Source organism: Runella defluvii (genome assembly GCF_014195535.1).
GTDB classification, from domain to species: domain Bacteria; phylum Bacteroidota; class Bacteroidia; order Cytophagales; family Spirosomataceae; genus Runella; species Runella defluvii.
This window is the reverse complement of sequence record NZ_JACIBY010000001.1, coordinates 1,146,568-1,162,394: the sequence shown is the minus strand read 5'-3', so window position 1 is coordinate 1,162,394 and position 15,827 is coordinate 1,146,568. Positions and strand designations below refer to the sequence as shown.

General features: G+C 43.2%; 20 protein-coding genes and 3 tRNA genes. 10 read left to right on the top strand and 13 right to left on the bottom strand.

The genetic code is table 11. The features are described from left to right. Window positions 1-702: tetratricopeptide repeat protein (locus FHS57_RS04835; RefSeq protein ID WP_183971734.1), on the top strand; the 702-nt coding region annotated here is incomplete at its 5' end. A gap of 11 nt (window positions 703-713) precedes the next feature. Then, entirely contained in the window at window positions 714-1,652 is a 939-nt protein-coding gene (locus FHS57_RS04830) for a hypothetical protein (protein WP_183971733.1), read from the top strand. A 98-nt stretch (window positions 1,653-1,750) separates the two neighbouring features. On the opposite strand, the gene FHS57_RS04825 is transcribed toward FHS57_RS04830, so the two are convergent. The 5 genes from FHS57_RS04825 to FHS57_RS04805 all read right to left on the bottom strand — a co-directional run bounded on the left by FHS57_RS04825 (window position 1,751) and on the right by FHS57_RS04805 (window position 4,680). After that, window positions 1,751-1,939, bottom strand: coding sequence for a hypothetical protein (locus tag FHS57_RS04825; protein ID WP_183971732.1), 189 nt, complete (start codon window positions 1,937-1,939; stop codon window positions 1,751-1,753). Between the two features lie 218 nt (window positions 1,940-2,157). Continuing rightward, complete coding sequence (locus tag FHS57_RS04820) at window positions 2,158-2,487, bottom strand: helix-turn-helix domain-containing protein (protein ID WP_183971731.1); 330 nt, start codon at window positions 2,485-2,487, stop codon at window positions 2,158-2,160. A gap of 145 nt (window positions 2,488-2,632) precedes the next feature. Then, window positions 2,633-3,526, bottom strand: coding sequence for a hypothetical protein (locus FHS57_RS04815; RefSeq protein ID WP_183971730.1), 894 nt, complete (start codon window positions 3,524-3,526; stop codon window positions 2,633-2,635). Between the two features lie 110 nt (window positions 3,527-3,636). Beyond that, window positions 3,637-4,032: a hypothetical protein gene (locus FHS57_RS04810; protein ID WP_183971729.1), complete on the bottom strand. Its 396-nt coding sequence runs from the start codon at window positions 4,030-4,032 to the stop codon at window positions 3,637-3,639. Between the two features lie 6 nt (window positions 4,033-4,038). Continuing rightward, entirely contained in the window at window positions 4,039-4,680 is a 642-nt protein-coding gene (locus tag FHS57_RS04805; RefSeq protein ID WP_183971728.1) for a PDDEXK family nuclease, read from the bottom strand. A gap of 133 nt (window positions 4,681-4,813) precedes the next feature. On the opposite strand from FHS57_RS04805, the gene FHS57_RS04800 reads away from it, so the two are divergent. Further along, complete coding sequence (locus tag FHS57_RS04800; protein WP_183971727.1) at window positions 4,814-5,323, top strand: hypothetical protein; 510 nt, start codon at window positions 4,814-4,816, stop codon at window positions 5,321-5,323. Window positions 5,324-5,796: 473 nt separating this feature from the next. Here the strand turns inward: FHS57_RS04800 and FHS57_RS04790 are convergent. Next, window positions 5,797-5,870, bottom strand: a tRNA-Pro gene (locus tag FHS57_RS04790). 77 nt (window positions 5,871-5,947) lie between these two features. Then, the gene (locus FHS57_RS04785) at window positions 5,948-6,304 is read right to left on the bottom strand and encodes a winged helix-turn-helix domain-containing protein (RefSeq protein WP_310586967.1); all 357 of its coding nucleotides are present in this window, start codon (window positions 6,302-6,304) and stop codon (window positions 5,948-5,950) included. Window positions 6,305-6,453: 149 nt separating this feature from the next. Between FHS57_RS04785 and FHS57_RS04780 the strand changes: the two genes are divergently transcribed. Together FHS57_RS04780 and FHS57_RS04775 are read left to right on the top strand one after the other, a co-directional pair. Next, window positions 6,454-6,525: transfer RNA gene (locus tag FHS57_RS04780), tRNA-Glu, on the top strand. A gap of 168 nt (window positions 6,526-6,693) precedes the next feature. Then, window positions 6,694-6,765 (top strand) — tRNA-Glu (locus FHS57_RS04775). A gap of 80 nt (window positions 6,766-6,845) precedes the next feature. On the opposite strand, the gene FHS57_RS04770 is transcribed toward FHS57_RS04775, so the two are convergent. After that, entirely contained in the window at window positions 6,846-7,643 is a 798-nt protein-coding gene (locus FHS57_RS04770) for a polysaccharide deacetylase family protein (RefSeq protein ID WP_183971725.1), read from the bottom strand. A gap of 136 nt (window positions 7,644-7,779) precedes the next feature. Here FHS57_RS04770 and upp point away from each other — a divergent pair, with 136 nt between their 5' ends. Then, window positions 7,780-8,424 (top strand): uracil phosphoribosyltransferase, encoded by a 645-nt coding sequence (upp, locus tag FHS57_RS04765; RefSeq protein WP_183971724.1) that lies wholly within the window; start codon window positions 7,780-7,782, stop codon window positions 8,422-8,424. A 95-nt stretch (window positions 8,425-8,519) separates the two neighbouring features. Next, window positions 8,520-9,593 carry a phosphotransferase family protein gene (locus tag FHS57_RS04760; protein ID WP_183971723.1) on the top strand — a complete coding sequence of 358 codons (1,074 nt, stop codon included), beginning with the start codon at window positions 8,520-8,522 and terminating at the stop codon, window positions 9,591-9,593. 34 nt (window positions 9,594-9,627) lie between these two features. Here the strand turns inward: FHS57_RS04760 and FHS57_RS04755 are convergent, their stop codons facing one another. Continuing rightward, window positions 9,628-10,293: a murein L,D-transpeptidase catalytic domain family protein gene (locus FHS57_RS04755; RefSeq protein ID WP_229601252.1), complete on the bottom strand. Its 666-nt coding sequence runs from the start codon at window positions 10,291-10,293 to the stop codon at window positions 9,628-9,630. 149 nt (window positions 10,294-10,442) lie between these two features. Next, entirely contained in the window at window positions 10,443-10,784 is a 342-nt protein-coding gene (locus tag FHS57_RS04750) for a hypothetical protein (RefSeq protein ID WP_183971721.1), read from the bottom strand. A gap of 102 nt (window positions 10,785-10,886) precedes the next feature. Here FHS57_RS04750 and FHS57_RS04745 point away from each other — a divergent pair, with 102 nt between their 5' ends. The 3 genes from FHS57_RS04745 (at window position 10,887) to FHS57_RS04735 (ending at window position 12,481) form a co-directional block, all read left to right on the top strand. After that, entirely contained in the window at window positions 10,887-11,345 is a 459-nt protein-coding gene (locus tag FHS57_RS04745; protein WP_183971720.1) for a hypothetical protein, read from the top strand. Window positions 11,346-11,365: 20 nt separating this feature from the next. Beyond that, window positions 11,366-11,839: a response regulator transcription factor gene (locus FHS57_RS04740; protein ID WP_183971719.1), complete on the top strand. Its 474-nt coding sequence runs from the start codon at window positions 11,366-11,368 to the stop codon at window positions 11,837-11,839. Between the two features lie 114 nt (window positions 11,840-11,953). Further along, window positions 11,954-12,481, top strand: a complete 528-nt coding sequence (locus FHS57_RS04735; RefSeq protein WP_183971718.1) for a DUF4199 domain-containing protein — start codon at window positions 11,954-11,956, stop codon at window positions 12,479-12,481. A gap of 78 nt (window positions 12,482-12,559) precedes the next feature. Here the strand turns inward: FHS57_RS04735 and FHS57_RS04730 are convergent, their stop codons facing one another. The 3 genes from FHS57_RS04730 to FHS57_RS04720 form a co-directional block, all read right to left on the bottom strand. Next, window positions 12,560-13,462, bottom strand: coding sequence for a sugar phosphate isomerase/epimerase family protein (locus FHS57_RS04730; RefSeq protein WP_183971717.1), 903 nt, complete (start codon window positions 13,460-13,462; stop codon window positions 12,560-12,562). Between the two features lie 7 nt (window positions 13,463-13,469). Further along, window positions 13,470-14,753 (bottom strand): Gfo/Idh/MocA family protein, encoded by a 1,284-nt coding sequence (locus tag FHS57_RS04725; RefSeq protein ID WP_183971716.1) that lies wholly within the window; start codon window positions 14,751-14,753, stop codon window positions 13,470-13,472. 163 nt (window positions 14,754-14,916) lie between these two features. Continuing rightward, on the bottom strand, window positions 14,917-15,759 hold the full coding sequence (locus FHS57_RS04720) for an amidohydrolase family protein (RefSeq protein ID WP_183971715.1): 843 nt from the start codon (window positions 15,757-15,759) through the stop codon (window positions 14,917-14,919). Between the last annotated feature and the right edge of the window lie 68 nt (window positions 15,760-15,827).

Genomic DNA, 15,827 nt, shown 5'->3' with positions numbered 1-15,827 from the left:
AAAGAGATTTATGAAAGCAGCCCGGAGAACCTCTCCTACAAAAACGGGCTGGCAATTTCCTATTCTAAATTGGGCGGCATTTACGAAGCCACGGGCGATTGGAAGAACGCGCTCGTCAATTATCAAGAACAATTACGCATTTTTAAAGAGATTTATGAAAGCAGCCCGGAGAACCTCTCCTACAAAAACGGGCTGGCAATTTCCTATTCTAAATTGGGCGGCATTTACGAAGCCACGGGCGATTGGAAGAACGCGCTCGTCAATTATCAAGAACAATTACGCATTTTTAAAGAGATTTATGAAAGCAGCCCGGAGAACCTCTCCTACAAAAACGGGCTGGCAATTTCGCTTGCTCGTTCGGGTACTTTTTATTTGAAACAAAACCAAATCGGGGAAGCCCTTACTCACTTTTTGGAGAGCCGTACGCTCTTTGCCGAGCTTTGGCAAGCTACTCAGGGGCAAATCGTAGCTTTTACTTTTTATTTTGCTATGAATACCCACGATGTAACAAGGATTGTCAAATACCTGCTCCAAGAAAATCAATACCCTGCCGAGCAAGCCCCCGCCATCAAAGAGAGCATCAAAGCCATGCGCCAAGAGGGCTACGCCGCCCTGCGGCCTCTCGCCGAGGCAGGTGTACTACAAGAGAATCAAAAATGGTTGGTAGTGGAGTTAAGAGATGAGAACTGGTATCACTTTTAATACTTATCGAAATGAAGTTTCGCACCTTTATTGAGGCATTGGAGTATTACGATACCCAAGCCATTCGCTTCAAAAATCATTTTATTCTTCGCAATTGGCTGGCAGGAATTGGCTGTGGCTTAATAGCAGTCATTCTCTTTTCCACGTTGGTAGCCTTTCATGCGTACCTTCCTCCTCTGTGGGCGGGGGTAGTGCTTCCCACGGCAGAGGTACTGCTCGTCGCGGGTTCTTTTGTTTTATTGGGCTATTCGGCATCACGGGCCAAACTACGTTTTCTCCAGCACCGTCACTGGGCGGAGTACCTTCGAGTGCGTACGTTGTTTACCGAAAATGGCCTGCCGCTCATTACCACACCGCTCAATTATAAAGAAGGAATGAGGGCCACCGATAAAATCCACTTTAAAATCCCGAGCGAACTACGTGAATTAGAAAAAAGCTACGTACCTGTTCCTACCCATGTCTATAACCTTTTCGAAATCAAACAGTCACTCATTACTTTTATCAACAGCCAGCAAAAGTACCATACCGAGATTCGGATTGAAGGGTACGAAGAAAAAGAACACCGTTTGGAGTTTTGGCTAAAGGTGATTTTGTACGTTTTTGGAGGAGTGGTAGTGGCCAAATATGCCTTTGAATGGATGGAATACACCCATTCGCCTTTTATTCACGAGCACCTGTACTTGCTCAAAGCTACCAAGTTTTTGGTGATTTTTTTGCCACCCCTGTATGCTGCCTTAGAAGGAATATACTACTTCAGCGAATGGAAACGGAATATCCGTATTTCGCAGAAAGTCCATGAACGGTACGAAAACGTTCGGGTCAAAATTGAAGAAAGTCAAGACCCCGCCCAACTTCAAGAAGCGGCCAAAAGTCTGTATCGTCTTTTTATGGGAGAGCACATTGATTGGTTAAATTGGTATCAAAACAAAAAAGTAGAGGCCAAGGTGTAGAGAAATAAGGCCTGTTATAATCAAATTAACCCTGATGGGCCGTGTATTGGGTTAATCAGGGTTAATTTGAATTAATTCAAGTTTTGGTGAGTGATTTATCAATCCTCAAAGGGTTCACCGAGGTGTTCAATAATCACACTAACTTGTTTGGGAGTTAATACTCGTGCATTCACCTGAATATCAAGTTCGGGTATTTTGGATAGCCATTTTTTGAGGGTTTCTAGGCTGACACCGTATCGTTTGGCTAGTTCAATTCGGGTGGCAGGTTTGTGCTTTTTTGTTTCCATTTGACTGTGCTTTGAAACGTTAGAAACGAGAATATCTATCAGTAAGTCTTTCTCGCTTCTAGTGTTGTTAAAAGGTGAATTTCATTGAAAAATAATTTCATTAACGTGCATCTGTCGTTTCCAAACAATAGAGGAGTTGAGTTTATAATCAACATGTTTGGAGTCCTCAATGCATTGGTTTAACATGAGTACGTTAGGGGATGTGAAGTCTGAACGGTTCATTTGTGTCGCTGTTTAGAGGAGTGGCAAATGTCATCACGTTCGATTTCGGAGCGAGTTTTTTGTCGTTTGGAAGCAATCCAATCATCCAGTTCTTCTTTTAAGAAAACCAGTCGTTTTCCCAGTTTTTGGTGGGGAATTTCACGAGCGGAGGTCATTTGGTAGAGGGTGGCTTTTGGGAGCCTCAGATAAGCGGCTGCCTCATCAATAGTGAGAGGTTTGGAGGGCGACGTTGTAGGAAGTTGTTGTTCCACAAGCGCTTCTCTGACTGACTTTACAATCAGTTCTGTGAGTTCTTGAGCTGTTAATAAAACAAAGTGAGCTATCATTATAACGTTCAATTAGGGGGTTAAGTTAAATGGCATTTTCCCAATCGAGCGTCACAAAGTTTTTAGGGTTTTTTGGGGTTATTTGTCGATTTGTAGGGCTACTTTTTAAATTTGTAGCCTTTTTTTGTGTGTAAATTCTTGAAAATCAAAAAGTTAATTTATTGATTAAATTTTGGACTACCTCTTTGTCTGATTCAGAAAATTTGTCATCGAGCATTGCAGTTTTTATATTTTGCCTATTGTAACCAGTGAGTACTTGTATTGCTTTATAGATATTTTCTTTCGACTGATAACTTTCGTCTTTAAAAATTACCTTATGCTCTCTAAGTAAGCTGAATAGTAAAGCTGTTTGGTTTATGGTTAGACTTGTGATACCATCGTTTTTATCTCTAGGCTTTAATTTGGGCAATCCTATTTCTAATTTTTTACTGAAGGAGTCATTTTCAGCAGATACTTTTGTTATCGTCTTATCTGGAAGGGGCTTTCTGTCCTGAGTTAGCCAACTTTCGACAGATTCAATGATAAGTGGTTTCAAAAATACAGGTTTGTATTTTCTTATTAATTGTTCCAGATACGCTTTGAATTGTGTAAAATCTCCCCCAAAATTTCTATCAAGTTGAAAATCTAAAAATGAAAACACTTGCATCAAATCCGTAAGATTAAGCCGAAGAGCGAAATAGAGATCGAAACTGTCAAACCCGAAGATTTCCTCGTCTTTGTTTACTACACAAGATTCACTAAAATGAGTTATGTACGGTTTCCGATCTAATTTTCCTCCCTCATACCAATATCTAAAAAATGCCATAGCTGCTAAATCAGCAGTATTTTCTTTATCTAATTGTTCAATTATCGAAGCATTTTCCTCTGAAAAAGCAATTGTTACAATTTCCTTTTGAATTAAGAGCGTCATTAGGGAGCCTTTAAAAAGAGTTAAAACGTCTTGTGGGTATTCATTTTTAAAATATGATAGTTGACTGTTAATGAATCCTGAATCTATTTCGTTTGGCTGGTAATATGTGTTAGGTTTGTTGGGTTTCATTTTTGAGCAAATTAGATTTAGTTTTTTGATTAATAGTTATTTGATACGCTTCTAGGAGCAATGTATTCGTTGAATTATAAAAGAATGTCGTAGTAAGTTAATCGACTGAATTATTGATTTTGTTCGTTCCATACTTCGTCTGCCCATTCGTAGAGGGTTTGAAACGTTCCCAATAGTTTCCAATAGCTTCCTCCTGCGGTTGCAGTTGGACTTTGATTTTCAGGATGTAGGGCTGTGAGTATAATTTGAGTTAGATTTGATATAGAGTACTCATTCCCGTCGTGTAGCCACTTGACTGCATTTGCCTTTCCCTGCTTGCCTGTAATTTCTGCTTGAAAATAGGAGTCAAGTTCATTGTACTTTGCTTTTACATAATCAGGTAAGTAGCCTGCCATTATCAAACGGTCGTTGGCTTTCAGCTTACCGCTGTCAAGCAAAATTTTTATGGTAGTAGGCCGTTTGGTACGGGCCGAACTATCTTGTTTGGCTTCCTCTTTGCGTTGCACCTCGATTTAGTACTGTTTGGCTTCGGGGACGGGAATAATAACGCTAGGTACGACTACAATTTTATCACCAACTCGGTGGGGCCTAATTCTAACGCAGGTAATGTCTAAGCTACATTTGTTAAGCCATAAAACTGTCGTTGTAAGTTCTGAAGAAAAGTTTTCAGAGCACAGAATAATACGTGGTCGGTTAGAAAGTTCACTAAAGTCGTCCTTTTCCACAAATTCTTTTAATTCTTCAAGAGCTCGATCAGAATTATAGTCATATTCTTGATAATACTTTCGCCGATAGTCCACTACATAATGGATTAGGTTTTCAAGAGTCATTGAAGATACCATTGCAGCATATCGGAGGGCTTGGAGGTCGGCATAGCCCGCAAATTCGTCTCTCTTTAGTTCGACAACTACCAAATTTCCTTTTTTATCCAGTGCCAAGACATCTAGTCGGTCTGATGACTCTTTAAACCTATCAAATTCAATAGTTACTATAAATAATTCTTCTCCTAGTATGCGTGGTTCTTTTCGTATCCACTCTTGAATATGTTTACGTTCCCAAATGTTAAAGTCTGCAAATGATTCAGAGTAGGTACTGACAAAGTGCTCTGGATTAGCTTGATCAATGATAAGAAGGGGCGATAAATTACGTGACATACAAATTAGGCTATGAGAAAACCCTAAAAAATGGTTTAGTGGAGATGACGTTGTTGAGGAGGGTTATGTGATAAAAAACGAGGTTAATTTCAATTAACACCTAACAACTCGTATTAACCCTGCTTAATCCACAGTGGAGCGATTGGGGTTAATTAGTTTTGAAGCAAATCTAAATAAAAATAAAATGATATTTCATCAAAATCAAGGTAGAGCTTTACAGTTGGAAGGACTTGAAAACGCTCGAAACAAAGTGACAGTAGGTTTTAAGTGTGAACCTTTAACCAAAATTGAACTTGCTCAGGAGGCGCATCAATGTGGTCTAACACTTAGTGAGTATGTCGAAACCCTCATCTCATTGCGACATACTCAGGAGGTTGAAGACAGTAGCCAGTTAAAAAATGCCAATGAAAACATTCAATTGCTTGAGAAGGAGGTGTTTTCATTGGAAACGGACTTGGACATGCACAAAACCCAACTGAGTTTTTACGAAGAAGACCCAATTATGCTTCAACTTTTTGAAAGCTATGCAGGGCAAATTTTTAATTATCGTACTCCTGAGGGTGCTTTAAAAACACTGCGCATTGAGCAGGTAATGGACATTTTTACAATTTTAATTAACAGCTTTATTCCTCAAAGACAATGATTCCTCAAACTTCATTTCCGCAGATTCAGCAAGAATATAGTTTTTTGCTGAGCGCCAAGCCTTTTCAAGCACCGGCTCCTTCAAAGCCTTCAGACTCCAATTGGTCAACTTGGTTTTTTATTCTCTTAACACTGTTCGGATTAGTAGGAGTAGTGTATTGGTGGCAAAAAAAGAAGGCAGATTGGCTACTAGATTAACAAAAAAGCACGGACAGCGTAATGTCCGTGCTTTTTTGCATAGGTATTTGCCTAATTTGTCCCAATTAACAATTTTACCTAGCCCAGTCCCAAATTTTCTCAGACAATAGTCAACTTTCCCTAGATGCGTTGGCCAATTAAAATGAAGCAGTTGGTTGATTTTGGTTATTTATTACCCAGGCATCAGTTTAAACCAGAAGAAAAATGTTTAAACTATATTTAAACCAATAAAAAAGCACTTACGTTTTTTAATCGTAAGTGCTTGATTTTCAGTTGTCGGGATAGCGGGATTTGAACCCACGACCCCTTGCCCCCCAGACAAGTACGCTACCGGACTGCGCCATATCCCGAAACTTTACCGTTAGCTTCCGCTAAAAGTGGCAGCAAAAGTATTTTATTTTTTGATAAGTGTCAACTCTTACTGAAATTATTCCCTTAAAAATTGACTTTCTTCCTCTAAAAAACGCTGAAACCGCTCCCGAATTTGACGATAAGCTGCGATTAACACCCACGCTTCCTCCGTCACTGTCGTCCCGCCACCCTTCTCCCCGCCTGTTTGGGTAACTACCAATGGTTTTTGGGCTTGCGCATTTAAAGAATTGACCATCTCCCACGCTTTTTTATACGACATCCCCATTTGCTTGGCAGCTTGGTTGATAGAACCCGTCTCGGCAATGCGCTCCAACAACTCTACCCTACCTGGCCCTAAAAATCGCTGCTCATCACTTTCTATCCAAAGACTTCCTGATACCCTAAATGGGATTTCCTTTAAAAGATGCTTCACGTTCTACTTTTTTTCTTGACCCAAATCTACTGATTGTCAGTGATTAAAAAATTATTTCCAAAAAAATAATAATCTAACTGTTGACAGTGTCAAAAATCGGCGTACCTTTGCACCACGTTTCACAAACGCAGCGAACAATGAGACCAGTCGGCCCGTTCGTCTAGCGGTTAGGACACGACCCTTTCACGGTTGAAACAGGGGTTCGATTCCCCTACGGGTCACAATCGCAGCGCGAAACGTAACGCCTCAAAACTACAAGTTTTGGGGCGTTTTTGTTTTCGAGTACTTTCAAAAAAATAAAAATATTTTTGGTGCAAATGTTTTTTGTGTAAAATATAATCGTACCTTTGCACCACGTTTCACAAACGCAGCGAACAATGAGACCAGTCGGCCCGTTCGTCTAGCGGTTAGGACACGACCCTTTCACGGTTGAAACAGGGGTTCGATTCCCCTACGGGTCACAATCGCAGCGCGAAACGTAACGCCTCAAAACCACAAGTTTTGGGGCGTTTTTGTTTTTTGGCCTTCCCAAACGCACCCGCTATTTGGCCGTGACCAATTCAAGCATCGTGTAGGATTTAAGACCCATGCGTTGGGCGTCTTGCAAAAACTCTTCTAACAATTGTACAGAAAAAGCGTAGGGTTCTTCCGAAGGCGTAAACAGTGGACGATGCCCCAACAACATGAGCACAGAATGGGTGTTTTTAGCCCGAATCAGGCCATCTTTCAATTGTGAACGAGTCAGGTGGGTGTATTGATCAATCAGCAACGCGTGAACCTTTTGTGAGCCATCAAACTGATAATAAATATCGTCGATGGCAAAAATTGGCTGACGAATCGTGATAAAAGGCAAATGTCGCTCGGTCATCGAAACATCGCGTAAGAGTTTAAAATAATCACGCAAGAGTCGTCGGTCGGTCCACCACGTTTGTTGCCCCCCCACGTGCGCAAACGTAACGGGCCGAAAACCTGCTTTGCGCATTCCATTTAATTCGCCTTCTATTTCAAATTTGTAAAAATCATCCAAAGCTCCTCCCCCTCTAATCCAATCCAATACTCGGATATGGGCTGCACCATGCGCTCCAATTTCGTGTCCGTCGCTCTCTAATTCGTGCAATAGACGAACGTCGTTGGGGCTCAAACTGTCAAACTGAGTCACGTAAAACGTCGCCTTAGCACCGTATTTTTTTAGCAATGGCCGAAGTCGCGTCCATTCTTCTACATAACGGTCGTCAAATGTCAACGCAAATCCTGCGGCATGTGACTGTTTTGGTGCCTGATTGCAGCCCAGCAACAAGACAAACACCCCTGCCAGAAGCAAAAAAATAAGTTTTTTCATCCCCAAAATTTTCAACTTTTACTATCCCCAAAACTCCATTGTTTTTTGTTACAACGGGTACTTGGTTTTCTATGAATGTCTTTGTATTATCGTCGCGGCAAATGTAGTGCCCTAAAACCAAACCACCTACTTACTCATGTTTGTTTTGACCCAACAACCCTCCGTAGCCAACCATTTTTTAGCCGAACTTCGTGACGTTGACGTTCAACAAGACCGCATGAAGTTTCGACGCAATCTTGAGCGAATGGGGGAACTTTTGGCGTATGAAATCTCTAAATCGTTGCCATACCGTCAAGCTCAAGTGACTACGCCCCTCGGTATCGCTCAAACTAGGCTGTTGCGACAAGCGCCCGTTTTGGCCACTATTTTACGGGCAAGTCTGCCGTTTCACCAAGGCTTTCTCAATATTTTTGATCAAGCCGACAATGCGTTCATTGGCGCGTACCGAGGCCACCACATTGGGGAAGAGGATTTTCAAGTAGAAATGGACTACATTACCGCCCCTGATTTACAAGACCGTACGCTCATTCTGATGGATCCCATGCTGGCCACAGGTCGGTCGATTGAAAAGGTATATCATGCGCTCCTTCGGTTTGGGATTCCTGCCCAAACGCACATTGCCGCCGTCATTGCCAGTCCCGAAGGGGTAAAATACCTGCAAAGCCGCATGCCAGAATGTCGTCTTTGGATTGGTGCTATCGACGAAAAACTTGACCCTCATTATTACATCGTGCCAGGTTTGGGTGATGCTGGCGACTTGTCCTTTGGCGCGAAAGTTTAAAAAAACAAATGAGCAAGGGGCAAATACGCAAAGGGCAAGTTTACACTGAGAGCTCATCCCAAAAATAAACATTCATTCCAACAATCAGCTACCTAATGTCCAGCATCAAAAACGATACTCCAACCTCAGTACGGGAAGGCGAGCAGCTTGACTTATCCCACCTCAATGCCTATTTTGGGGCGCAAGTACCCGCAATCGGGACGGTTACGGAAGTAAGTCAGTTTCCTGGAGGCTATTCCAACTTGACCTATTTCCTAAAAACCGATACAGGGAAAGAATTCGTGCTGCGACGCCCACCATTTGGGGCTAAAAATATCAAAGGAGGGCATGACATGGGGCGGGAGTTTCGGGTGTTATCAATGCTGCACGCGGCAGGGTACACCAAAATCCCTACGCCTATTGTTTTTTGTGACGATGAAAGTGTCCTCGATTGCCCATTTTACGTCATGGAGCGCGTTCAAGGTGTAATTTTAAGGGCGCATTCTGCCCCCAAATTGGGTTTGAGCGAAGCAACCATGCGGCAACTTTCGGAGGCATTGGTGGACAATTTGGTGGTTTTACACGGCTTAGACATTCAGCAAACGGGCTTGATTCAACTTGGAAAACCTGAAGGATACGTACAGCGCCAAGTAGAAGGCTGGTATCGTCGGTATCAAAACGCCCAAACCGACGAGGTGCCTGCTTTTGAGCAAGTGTATCAGTGGTTGGTAGAAAACCTTCCCGCTGAAAATCCCCCTACCCTTATTCACAACGATTATAAGTACGATAACGTCGTGCTAAATGCCCAGAATTTAAACGAAATTTTGGCGGTATTGGATTGGGAAATGACCACCGTCGGCGACCCACTCATGGACGTAGGCACCTCGCTTTCTTACTGGGCACAGGCGACCGATGGCCCTTTTGAGAAAAGTTTTAACCTAACGTGGCTTCCTGGTAACCTAACGCGCCAAGAATTTGCCGACCGCTACGCCGAAAAAAGCGGCCGCGATTTGTCGAATATTTTGTATTACTATGTGTTTGGCTTGTTCAAAAATACCGTTGTCATTCAGCAGATTTATGCCCGCTGGAAACAAGGATTTAGCAAAGACGAACGCTTTGGAGCCTTATTGATGGGCGTTCATGCGTTGACCAATTCCGCCTCAAAAGCCATTGAAAAAGATAAAATCTAAGTCGTTTTTTGCGTCTAGCAACTAGGCGCTGGGATCACAGCAAAAAAGTTGACTTTTTCAAATAGTTCTGATTGGGAGAAAAAACAAACAGGCAAGCCCCGTTTTTGAGCGTTTCGATGATGTCTTTATGAACGCCATACGGCACGGCTGGGCAGCCAAAACTACGCCCTAAACGACCAATTTTACGAATAAAATCCTCACTTACGTAATCGGCGCCGTGCATAACCACCGCACGGTCGAGGGCGTTGGTGTTAAAGCCATTTTCAAGCCCTTTGAGTTTCAGCGATAAGCCGTGTTTGCCTTGGTATGTCCCCAAGGTTTGGTAAAAACCTAAACTCGATTGGAGTGATGAGACTTCATTAGAAAATTTTTGAGCAAACAAATCTCCCGAATTGCGCCCATGTGCCACGTAAGTACGAAAAAGAAGCTTACGTTTGAGCAAATCAATGACGTACAAACGCTTATTCACCGAAGGTTGGCTCAAATCCACAATGGCCAGAATGGCTTTGGCGGGGTTGACTTTCTGAACTCCGCGAATGGCATAGTCAAAAACACTGTGGCTAAGTCCTGCTTCGTCCAAGCTGAGTTCTTGGTAAATGGTTACCAACGAACTGTAGGTGGTTAAGCGAGGTTTGGCGGCGACTGTAAGGGAAGAAAGTACGAATAAAAAACCAAATAGGCGGGCATGTAATGACTTCATAAACTCCATTTTCGAGATTCACATTTCTATTTCACAAAAAAGCTAACGCCTAAATTAAAAAAAATGTTGCACTTTTTACGATTCTTTTTCCGATAAACTGATTATAATCAGGATAGTAGAACAGGCTGCTCCCCAACAATTGCCTTTGTTTATTTGAATATTTTTCGAATAAAACTTCCTAAAAAGCTTCCAGTGAACGCAGGGAAAAATTGCAATAAAGCGGTAAATTGGGTCGCTTCGGCATCATGTGGAGTCATGATTTTGAACGTATTGAACGCAAAATAAAACACCGCAATTAAGACCGTTTGTTCAATGGCCAAAAGCCAGCCTTTCTTGGGCTGAAGCCAGCCTAGCCCCAAGGCCGAAAGCATTCCCACCAGAAAAGGCGTGTGAATCGTTGGGCCAATAAAACAAAATACCGTGACAAGCAAGCTCGTTCCAACGGCAATAAGTGCGTCACGAACCAGTGTTTTTGTCCAAAAAGGAGCCATGATTTTTTAATTAAAATTTCTGCAAAATTAACTCAAAACATCCCATTTATCAGGCTTTGGTTTTACCTATCTTCGCAACTTTAAACCTCAAACCTATCTTCAATGAAAAAAATCGCCATTGCTTGTGTCTTACTTAGTAGTCTAATTGCCTGTTCTCCCGACCCAAATCAATCAACAACTGCTGAGTTTCCCATTATTGGGACTTGGAAACTTTTGTCGGGTACGACCATCAAAGGCAATGACACGACTCGTACCGATTATACCAAAGGACAAGAAATGATTAAAATCATTAGTCCAACGCACTTTGCTTTTTTGCGCCACGACCTCCAACACGGCAAAGACTCTACCGCCGACTACAGCGCAGGGGGTGGCCGCGTGACCATTGGCGAAAAAAACTACACCGAATACTTGGATTACTTCAACGTACGGGAGTGGGAAGGTGGGAAATTTGACTTTGAATACGACATTTCGGGAGATACGTTGACGATTACGGGCATCGAAAAAGTAGAAAAACTGGGTGTCAATCACCTCAATATCGAAACCTACATTCGTCAAAAATAAACAACCCTTTACGCTTTGCCATGAGCTTTTTTAAAGACCTATTTCTTAAAACACGTCATTTTGCTTTGTACGGTTTCCTCATGGCTATTTTGGTATTTACCCTGAAATGGCTACAATGGAAGTTTTTAATCATGGACAATTCCATTGACATTTACGTAGGACTCATTGCGGTCTTTTTCTTATTACTTGGTGTGTGGGTGGCCAAACAACTTATCAAACCCAGCGTTGAAACCGTCGTTATCGAAAAAGAAGTGGTCGTTGCAAGTCAATCAGCCATCAATGAAAATGAACTGCAAAAACTTAATTTAAGTACGCGCGAATACGAAGTTTTGCAGCTTTTGACGCAAGGATACAGCAACGCCGAAATCGCCGAACGGTTGTTTTTGTCGCTGAGTACCATCAAAACGCACGTGTCCAATTTATTTGTAAAAATGGACGTCAAAAGCCGAACGCAGGCCATTGAAAAAGCCAAGCGACTGAATATCATCGCCTAACATCCGCTCCTACTTTAGTCTGAATTTGGCCTAAAAACGCATTTTGGTACTTTAGTATGAGTCCTGAGCCACGTACTCAACCTAGTTTTGCCGAAAATAAAACCCTCAAAAACAATGAAACGCTACATTCTCATTTTCGGACTTGTACTGGGCACGATTCTATGTGCCAACATGGTTTACATGGTCAACTTGTGTTACACTAACCCCGATTTCAGCGGCAACGAGCTCATGGGGTATGCGGCCATGGTGCTTATTTTTTCGCTTATCTTTTTTGGCGTTCGCAACTACCGCAACAAAGAGCTGGGCGGACATATCTCGTTTGGTCAAGCGTTTAAAACGGGGGCTTTTATCGCCCTCATTGGCTCAACGATGTATGTCTTTGTTTGGCTTTTTTACTACTATTTGTTTGTGCCTGATTACCTCGACATCTACATCAAGCACGTGCTCAAAGAAGTTGCCCAAACCGACACGGCGGCGTTGGCAGCCAAAACCAAAGAAATGGAGGAATTTAAAGAAATGTACAAAAGTCCATTGTACGTCACCCTAATCACTTATACCGAGGTATTACCCGTGGGGCTGATTGTGGCACTGGTAAGTGCGCTTATCTTGAAGCGAAAAAACAAGGCAGAAGTGTATTTGTAGTACTTATCCTCCAATCAACCTCCCGAAAGTTAAAAACTTTCGGGAGGTTAGTTCAAAACTTTCGGGAGGTTATGACATTTATTGAGCATTAAAAACCGCATCCATGCGTTCGCTGATAACCTGCAAACGCTTACGGTCACCGCCAGGAACTTCGGCCGAGCCCCAGCCCGAATAGCCTACTTTTGCCAAGGCTTTATTGACTACGGGCCAATTGCAATCGCCATCCATCAACTCCACGTCAAACCCTTTCCAAAGGCCCTCGTCTTGTTGTTTTTTGCGGCTAAATTCTTTGATATCGACTTTCATAATGCGCTTTCCGAGCGTCTCAATCCAATGCTCAGGCCAACCGTAGCGAAGAATATTGCCCACGTCGAAATACCAGCCTACCAGTGGGTGGTTGATTTCATCGACAAAACGAGCTGCTTCTACGGGACTAATGAGAAAATTGTTCCAAACGTTTTCGAGCGCAATTTTTATTCCCGTTTTTTCTGCTTCAGGAATTAACTTGATAATTTCCTTTTGAGCACGTTGGTACGCATCTTGGTAGCTTGTACCCGCATTGACCACGCCTGGCACCAACAATACCGTCGTTCCGCCGTAGAGCTTACAGTCGTTCAACGATTTAATCATTGATTTCGAGCAGGTTTCTCTCACCTTAGGGTCTGCGTCCGAAAGTGGCGATTTCCAGTGTACCGAGTTGACCACCCCAGGAAGCAACAACCCCGTTTTGTCACGGGCTTCTAAGACTTCTTTCGGATCTAACTCATTGGGAGAATCAAGCTCCACGCCGTCAAATCCTAGGTCTTTGAGCAACTTAAACTTGTCAAGTACCGAAAGTTTTTCGGTTACCATGCCGTATTTAAGGCTCTTTTTTACCAACGGGCGCGCTACGGGCTTTGCCGCAAGGGCAGCACGATCTACCCCCACCACCGCAGCCGTAGCTGCGATGGTGGAGTTTTTTAAAAAATCTCTTCTTTGCATGAGGTGATTAGAAGAATGGCGTAAAACCTGGGCGAGCTACTTCTACCTTTGGTGCAGGCATATCCCAGCTTGTAATGTCTGGTGCCAATACTTCGTTCGACTTAATCGCTTCGTCCCACGTAATTTTCTTCCCTGTGTAAGCCGCCATACGTCCCATAATGGCAAGCATGGTACTGTTGGCCATCCACTCACCGTTGTTGATGGGCTTGCTGTTACGAATCGACGCAAACAGTTCGTTGTGTTCTGTTTGGTACATATCGTTTTGAGCGCCAGAATATTCCCAAGGATTCGCGCCTTCAATTTTGTGCGTTGGGCGTGAGCAGTTGGCCATTGCACGTCCTTTCGTACCAAAGGTTTCTACCAAATAGCTACGCTCGCAGTTTTCTTGCTGACGCGAGAAGTGGAACCCTTTCGCCCCGTTTGGATAATCGTACGTAATGGCAAAGTGGTCATAAATGTGTCCGTACAACGGATCAACGCGCACTTGGCGGCCACCTGTACCTACCGCACTGACGGGCAGAACATCGCCCATTGCCCACGACATCATGTCGATGCTATGCACGGCTTGCTCTACGATGTGGTCACCTGCTAACCAAGTGTAATACATCCAGTTGCGCAATTGAAACTGCAAATCGTTCCAGCCTTCTTGACGCGGGAATGACCACGCACCTCCTGTGTTGTAGGTGTTATAAATAGACATTACTTCGCCAATTGCCCCTTCGTTGATTTTACCAAATACAGCGCGTTTTGGCTCGTGGAAACGCCAGCAGAAACCCGACACCAAAGAGACATTTTTCTCTTTGGCTAATTTTGCCAATTCCAATACTTTACGAATACCAGGGGCATCAACCGCTACTGGTTTTTCGCAAAAAATATGTTTTCCCGCCTTGATAGCAGCTTCCAAGTGAAGCGGACGGAAATGCGGTGGCGTCGCCAAAAGAACGACATCCACACCCGAGTCGATTACTTTTTGGTACGCATCAAAACCTACAAATTTACGACCTTCGTCCACCTGAACTTTGTCGCCGTGTACTTTACGAAGACCTTCGAGGCAGGTATTAAAACGCTCTGGGAAAATTTCGCCAAGGGCGTAAAGAACAACGTTTGGATCGGCTTTCAAAGCTTGCATGGCAGCTCCCGAGCCACGTCCACCACAACCAATAAGACCTACTTTAAGTGTTTCCGAATTCATACCAGCAAACGCTTTGTTCGGAATAATGATGGATGGAAATGCAGTTCCTGCTAAAGCAGCACCTGCCAATTTTAGCACTTCACGGCGAGTGGTGTTCATGAGAATTGAAAGGATTTAGAAATGAATGAGCTAACTAACTGAACGCTCGATTTTCAACAAAAATACGATTTTATCGAAAACCTCGCACCCAAATTTTAACTCAAATTTGATACTATTTTTTTAAAATATATAGCACAAATAATAATTTTTTTTAAAAACAAGCCTAGACTTCCTCCAAACGGTAAAAACGAGCGGCATTCTGACCCAAAACTTTGGCTTGGTCATTTTCTGAGAAACCTACCCGTTTCATGTACTCTTGGACGACGCCAAGCACCTGTTCGTACTCCGCAGCTACCAAGCAAACGGGCCAATCGGAGCCAAACATCAATCGTTCAACGCCAAAAGCTTCAAAAACCACGTCTAAGTAGGGAAAAAAGTCTTCAGTTTTCCAATTTTTCCAATCGCCTTCCGTCACCATTCCCGACACTTTGCACTGTACGTGGGGGAACGCCGCCAATTGCCGCATGTAGTTCGACCACGTATTGATTTTTTGATCTTTGATGTAAGGTTTGGCAATATGGTCCACCACAAACTGCACCTCAGGCACCTCGCGCACCAACTGCAACGCGGCTTTTAATTGGGTCGGATAAATGAGGATGTCATAGGTATAGTCAAATGCGCTCAACTGCCGTATTCCTTTGATGACTTCGGGACGCGCCAAAAAATCGTCCGGCTCGCCTTGCGCCACGTGCCGAAATCCTTTCAATAATTCATATTGGGAATAATAATCGAGTCGGTCGTAAAGGTCATTGGCCTGCAAATCGACCCACCCCACTACTCCTTTTACGAATGAGGAATATTTTTCAGCCAAAGCCAACAAAAACAAGGTTTCGGCGTCCGATTGGTCGGCCTGAACGGCCACACAGCCCGAGACACCATTCGCCTCAAACACTGGTTTCAAGTCTTCGGGAAGGAAATTCTGACGGATGCGCGTCATTTCGTCGTTAATCCACGCGTCGCGTTCGGCATCGTATATCCAAAAATGTTGGTGCGAATCAATAATCATTATGAGTCAAGTTTGCTAAGGTTACTTAAATTCAAGATGCATCTCCGATGCGAAAATGCAATTTTTCT

Excerpts from the sequence above, each read along its gene's own strand:
- FHS57_RS04805 (WP_183971728.1), bottom strand. The coding sequence starts at position 4,680 with ATGTCACGTAATTTATCGCCCCTTCTTATCATTGATCAAGCTAATCCA.
- FHS57_RS04820 (WP_183971731.1), bottom strand. The coding sequence starts at position 2,487 with ATGATAGCTCACTTTGTTTTATTAACAGCTCAAGAACTCACAGAACTG.
- FHS57_RS04720 (WP_183971715.1), bottom strand. The coding sequence starts at position 15,759 with ATGATTATTGATTCGCACCAACATTTTTGGATATACGATGCCGAACGC.
- FHS57_RS04740 (WP_183971719.1), top strand. The coding sequence starts at position 11,366 with ATGAGCTTTTTTAAAGACCTATTTCTTAAAACACGTCATTTTGCTTTG.
- FHS57_RS04760 (WP_183971723.1), top strand. The coding sequence starts at position 8,520 with ATGTCCAGCATCAAAAACGATACTCCAACCTCAGTACGGGAAGGCGAG.
- FHS57_RS04830 (WP_183971733.1), top strand. The coding sequence starts at position 714 with ATGAAGTTTCGCACCTTTATTGAGGCATTGGAGTATTACGATACCCAA.
- upp (WP_183971724.1), top strand. The coding sequence starts at position 7,780 with ATGTTTGTTTTGACCCAACAACCCTCCGTAGCCAACCATTTTTTAGCC.
- FHS57_RS04815 (WP_183971730.1), bottom strand. The coding sequence starts at position 3,526 with ATGAAACCCAACAAACCTAACACATATTACCAGCCAAACGAAATAGAT.
- FHS57_RS04825 (WP_183971732.1), bottom strand. The coding sequence starts at position 1,939 with ATGGAAACAAAAAAGCACAAACCTGCCACCCGAATTGAACTAGCCAAA.
- FHS57_RS04770 (WP_183971725.1), bottom strand. The coding sequence starts at position 7,643 with ATGAAAAAACTTATTTTTTTGCTTCTGGCAGGGGTGTTTGTCTTGTTG.
- FHS57_RS04750 (WP_183971721.1), bottom strand. The coding sequence starts at position 10,784 with ATGGCTCCTTTTTGGACAAAAACACTGGTTCGTGACGCACTTATTGCC.
- FHS57_RS04735 (WP_183971718.1), top strand. The coding sequence starts at position 11,954 with ATGAAACGCTACATTCTCATTTTCGGACTTGTACTGGGCACGATTCTA.
- FHS57_RS04755 (WP_229601252.1), bottom strand. The coding sequence starts at position 10,293 with ATGAAGTCATTACATGCCCGCCTATTTGGTTTTTTATTCGTACTTTCT.
- FHS57_RS04745 (WP_183971720.1), top strand. The coding sequence starts at position 10,887 with ATGAAAAAAATCGCCATTGCTTGTGTCTTACTTAGTAGTCTAATTGCC.
- FHS57_RS04725 (WP_183971716.1), bottom strand. The coding sequence starts at position 14,753 with ATGAACACCACTCGCCGTGAAGTGCTAAAATTGGCAGGTGCTGCTTTA.
- FHS57_RS04730 (WP_183971717.1), bottom strand. The coding sequence starts at position 13,462 with ATGCAAAGAAGAGATTTTTTAAAAAACTCCACCATCGCAGCTACGGCT.